General features: G+C 58.4%; 2 rRNA genes. Both read left to right on the top strand.

Annotated elements, in window-relative coordinates:
- The first annotated feature begins 278 nt into the window (after nt 1–278).
- A 16S ribosomal RNA gene (locus AAHH18_RS18095) occupies nt 279–1,799 on the top strand.
- A gap of 360 nt (nt 1,800–2,159) precedes the next feature.
- Nucleotides 2,160–5,129: ribosomal RNA gene (locus tag AAHH18_RS18090) — 23S ribosomal RNA — on the top strand; the annotation flags it as partial.

Genomic DNA, 5,129 nt, shown 5'->3' with positions numbered 1-5,129 from the left:
GGAGCCCGCAAGGGTGAGTGGGGGATGCGCGTCTGTTCTTTGAGAACTCAACAGTGTGCCTAGTAGTTGATGCCAAGATGGTTCATCGCTCGGGTTGGTCGCCTCGTTCGGGGTGGTTGGTTCGTGTGGTGGGTCTTGGTTTCACTGGGGAGCCGTGTCCGACCCCGTCGGAGCGGTTCCCGGTAAGCCGAATTGATAGATCCTCGCTCGCCAGCGGGTGGGGGTCGTTTCGTGTGTCGGTGGACTGCTGCTTTCGGGTGGTGGTTGCCAATGAGACATTTACGGAGAGTTTGATTCTGGCTCAGGACGAACGCTGGCGGCGTGCTTAACACATGCAAGTCGAACGGTGAACCCCAGCTTGCTGGGGGGATCAGTGGCGAACGGGTGAGTAACACGTGAGTAACCTGCCCCTGACTCTGGGATAAGCCTTGGAAACGAGGTCTAATACCGGATACGTGCCGCTCGGGCATCCGATGCGGTTGGAAAGATTTATCGGTCAGGGATGGACTCGCGGCCTATCAGCTTGTTGGTGGGGTAACGGCCCACCAAGGCGACGACGGGTAGCCGGCCTGAGAGGGCGACCGGCCACACTGGGACTGAGACACGGCCCAGACTCCTACGGGAGGCAGCAGTGGGGAATATTGCACAATGGGCGCAAGCCTGATGCAGCGACGCCGCGTGAGGGATGAAGGCCTTCGGGTTGTAAACCTCTTTCAGCAGGGAAGAAGCGCAAGTGACGGTACCTGCAGAAGAAGCGCCGGCTAACTACGTGCCAGCAGCCGCGGTAATACGTAGGGCGCAAGCGTTGTCCGGAATTATTGGGCGTAAAGAGCTCGTAGGCGGTTTGTCGCGTCTGCTGTGAAAACTCGAGGCTCAACCTCGGGCTTGCAGTGGGTACGGGCAGACTAGAGTGCGGTAGGGGAGACTGGAATTCCTGGTGTAGCGGTGGAATGCGCAGATATCAGGAGGAACACCGATGGCGAAGGCAGGTCTCTGGGCCGCAACTGACGCTGAGGAGCGAAAGCATGGGGAGCGAACAGGATTAGATACCCTGGTAGTCCATGCCGTAAACGTTGGGCACTAGGTGTGGGGCTCATTCCACGAGTTCCGTGCCGCAGCAAACGCATTAAGTGCCCCGCCTGGGGAGTACGGCCGCAAGGCTAAAACTCAAAGAAATTGACGGGGGCCCGCACAAGCGGCGGAGCATGCGGATTAATTCGATGCAACGCGAAGAACCTTACCAAGGCTTGACATACACCGGAAACTTCCAGAGATGGTTGCCCCGCAAGGTCGGTGTACAGGTGGTGCATGGTTGTCGTCAGCTCGTGTCGTGAGATGTTGGGTTAAGTCCCGCAACGAGCGCAACCCTCGTCCTATGTTGCCAGCACGTGATGGTGGGGACTCATAGGAGACTGCCGGGGTCAACTCGGAGGAAGGTGGGGATGACGTCAAATCATCATGCCCCTTATGTCTTGGGCTTCACGCATGCTACAATGGCCGGTACAAAGGGCTGCGATACCGCGAGGTGGAGCGAATCCCAAAAAGCCGGTCTCAGTTCGGATTGGGGTCTGCAACTCGACCCCATGAAGTCGGAGTCGCTAGTAATCGCAGATCAGCAACGCTGCGGTGAATACGTTCCCGGGCCTTGTACACACCGCCCGTCAAGTCACGAAAGTCGGTAACACCCGAAGCCGGTGGCCCAACTCTTTGAGGGGGAGCCGTCGAAGGTGGGACTGGCGATTGGGACTAAGTCGTAACAAGGTAGCCGTACCGGAAGGTGCGGCTGGATCACCTCCTTTCTAAGGAGCATCTGACACGCCCTGCTTCGGTGGGGTCGTGCAGAGGCCATGCCCCGGCCGTACGCGTCGGGGGTGGTGCTCACGGGTGGAACATCAACTACGGCGGCCCGCTCGGGCCGGCATCGCGTCAGTACTCCTTCGGGATGGAACGCGCACCGCCGGGTCGGGTTGGTCGCCTGGGCACGCTGTTGGGTCCTGAGGGAACAGCCCGCGAGGGAGGTTGCTTCGTGACGGGCCCGGTTGGTCGGTCGAACCGCCAGCTGCTTCGTGCAGCGGGTAGGCGCCGGACGCAAGACCGGGGATCGTTCGTTGTTTGAGAACTGCACAGTGGACGCGAGCATCTTTAAAGTATGTCTTTGTGGTCAAGTTTTTAAGGGCACAGGGTGGATGCCTTGGCACTAGGAGCCGAAGAAGGACGTGGTAGCCTGCGATAAGCCTCGGGGAGTTGGCAAACGAACCGTGATCCGAGGATGTCCGAATGGGGAAACCCCGCACGAGTCATGTCGTGTGACCCGCACCTGAATATATAGGGTGTGTGGAGGGAACGCCGGGAAGTGAAACATCTCAGTACCGGCAGGAAGAGATATTCCGTGAGTAGTGGCGAGCGAAAGCGGATCAGGCCAAACCGTATGCGTGTCAAGCCGGCAGGCGTTGCGTGTACGGGGTTGTGGGACCTTTCAGCTGATTCTGCCGAGTCAGCAGGGAGTCAGAAAGCCTCGTGATAGTCGAAGGGCATTGAATGGCCCGGCACAGAGGGTGGTACCCCCGTAGACGAAATCATGTGGCCTCCCGAAGGGGATCCCAAGTAGCACGGGGCCCGAGAAATCCCGTGTGAATCTGGCAAGACCACTTGCTAAGCCTAAATACTACCTAGTGACCGATAGCGGACAAGTACCGTGAGGGAAAGGTGAAAAGTACCCCGGGAGGGGAGTGAAATAGTACCTGAAACCGTGTGCCTACAATCCGTCGGAGCCTCCCTAGCAGGGGTGACGGCGTGCCTTTTGAAGAATGAGCCTGCGAGTTAGTGGTACGTGGCGAGGTTAACCCGTGTGGGGAAGCCGTAGCGAAAGCGAGTCCGAACAGGGCGTGATAGTCGCGTGCTCTAGACCCGAAGCGAAGTGATCTAGCCATGGGCAGGTTGAAGCGCGGGTAAGACCGCGTGGAGGACCGAACCCACCTGGGTTGAAAACCGGGGGGATGACCTGTGGTTAGGGGTGAAAGGCCAATCAAACTTCGTGATAGCTGGTTCTCCCCGAAATGCATTTAGGTGCAGCCTCGCGTGTTTCTTGCCGGAGGTAGAGCTACTGGATAGCCGATGGGCCCTACCAGGTTACTGACGTTAGCCAAACTCCGAATGCCGGTAAGTGAGAGCGCGGGAGTGAGACTGCGGGGGATAAGCTCCGTAGTCGAGAGGGAAACAGCCCAGACCACCAGCTAAGGCCCCTAAGCGTATGCTAAGTGGGAAAGGATGTGGAGTTGCACAGACAACCAGGAGGTTGGCTTAGAAGCAGCCACCCTTGAAAGAGTGCGTAATAGCTCACTGGTCAAGTGATTCCGCGCCGACAATGTAGCGGGGCTCAAGTATACCGCCGAAGCTGTGGCATTCACACATTGCGCTAGGCCTTCGTGGTCCAGGCGTGTGGATGGGTAGGGGAGCGTCGTGTGGCGGGTGAAGCTGCGGGGTGACCCAGTGGTGGACGCTACACGAGTGAGAATGCAGGCATGAGTAGCGAATGACGGGTGAGAAACCCGTCCGCCGAATGACCAAGGGTTCCAGGGCCAGGCTAATCCGCCCTGGGTAAGTCGGGACCTAAGGCGAGGCCGACAGGCGTAGTCGATGGACAACGGGTTGATATTCCCGTACCGGCGAAGAACCGCCCATACCGAGCCCGGTGATGCTAAACGCCCGAGCCCGCACACCGCACCCTTCGGGGTGCATCGTGCGGGGGAGCGCGTGACCCGATCCGGTAGTAGGTAAGCGTATTAACAGGAGTGACGCAGGAAGGTAGCCCAGCGTGGCGATGGTAGTCCACGTCCAAGGCCGTAGGGCGAGTGGTAGGCAAATCCGCCACTCACATAGCCTGAGAACCGATGGTGACAGCGTATGCTGGATGATTGGGTGATCCTATGCTGCCGAGAAAAGCTTCGACGCGAGGTTCTAGCCGCCCGTACCCTAAACCGACTCAGGTGGTCAGGTAGAGAATACCAAGGCGATCGAGAGAATCGTGGTTAAGGAACTCGGCAAAATGCCCCCGTAACTTCGGGAGAAGGGGGGCCTGAAGCGTGTACCGGCTTGCCCGGGAAGCGTGGAGGGCCGCAGAGACCAGGGAGAAGCGACTGTTTACTAAAAACACAGGTCCGTGCGAAGTCGCAAGACGATGTATACGGACTGACGCCTGCCCGGTGCTGGAAGGTTAAGAGGACGGGTCAGCCGCAAGGCGAAGCTCAGAATTTAAGCCCCAGTAAACGGCGGTGGTAACTATAACCATCCTAAGGTAGCGAAATTCCTTGTCGGGTAAGTTCCGACCTGCACGAATGGCGTAACGACTTCTCCGCTGTCTCAACCGCGAACTCGGCGAAATTGCACTACGAGTAAAGATGCTCGTTACGCGCAGCAGGACGGAAAGACCCCGGGACCTTTACTATAGCTTGGTATTGGTGTTCGGTGCGGCTTGTGTAGGATAGGTGGGAGACTGTGAAGCCGGCACGCCAGTGTCGGTGGAGTCAACGTTGAAATACCACTCTGGTCGCTCTGGATATCTAACCTCGGTCCGTGATCCGGATCAGGGACAGTGCCTGGTGGGTAGTTTAACTGGGGCGGTTGCCTCCTAAAATGTAACGGAGGCGCTCAAAGGTTCCCTCAGCCTGGTTGGCAATCAGGTGGCGAGTGCAAGTGCACAAGGGAGCTTGACTGTGAGACTGACAGGTCGAGCAGGGACGAAAGTCGGAACTAGTGATCCGGCGGTGGCTTGTGGAAGCGCCGTCGCTCAACGGATAAAAGGTACCCCGGGGATAACAGGCTGATCTTGCCCAAGAGTCCATATCGACGGCATGGTTTGGCACCTCGATGTCGGCTCGTCGCATCCTGGGGCTGGAGTAGGTCCCAAGGGTTGGGCTGTTCGCCCATTAAAGCGGTACGCGAGCTGGGTTTAGAACGTCGTGAGACAGTTCGGTCCCTATCCGCTGCGCGCGCAGGAAACTTGAGAAGGGCTGTCCCTAGTACGAGAGGACCGGGACGGACGAACCTCTGGTGTGCCAGTTGTTCCGCCAGGAGCACGGCTGGTTGGCTACGTTCGGAAGGGATAACCGCTGAAAGCATCTAAGCGGGAA

Source organism: Cellulomonas olei (assembly GCF_039548315.1).
GTDB lineage: Bacteria > Actinomycetota > Actinomycetes > Actinomycetales > Cellulomonadaceae > Cellulomonas.
The sequence above is the reverse complement of the archived record's forward strand: the minus strand, read 5'-3'. Positions and strand labels throughout refer to the sequence as shown.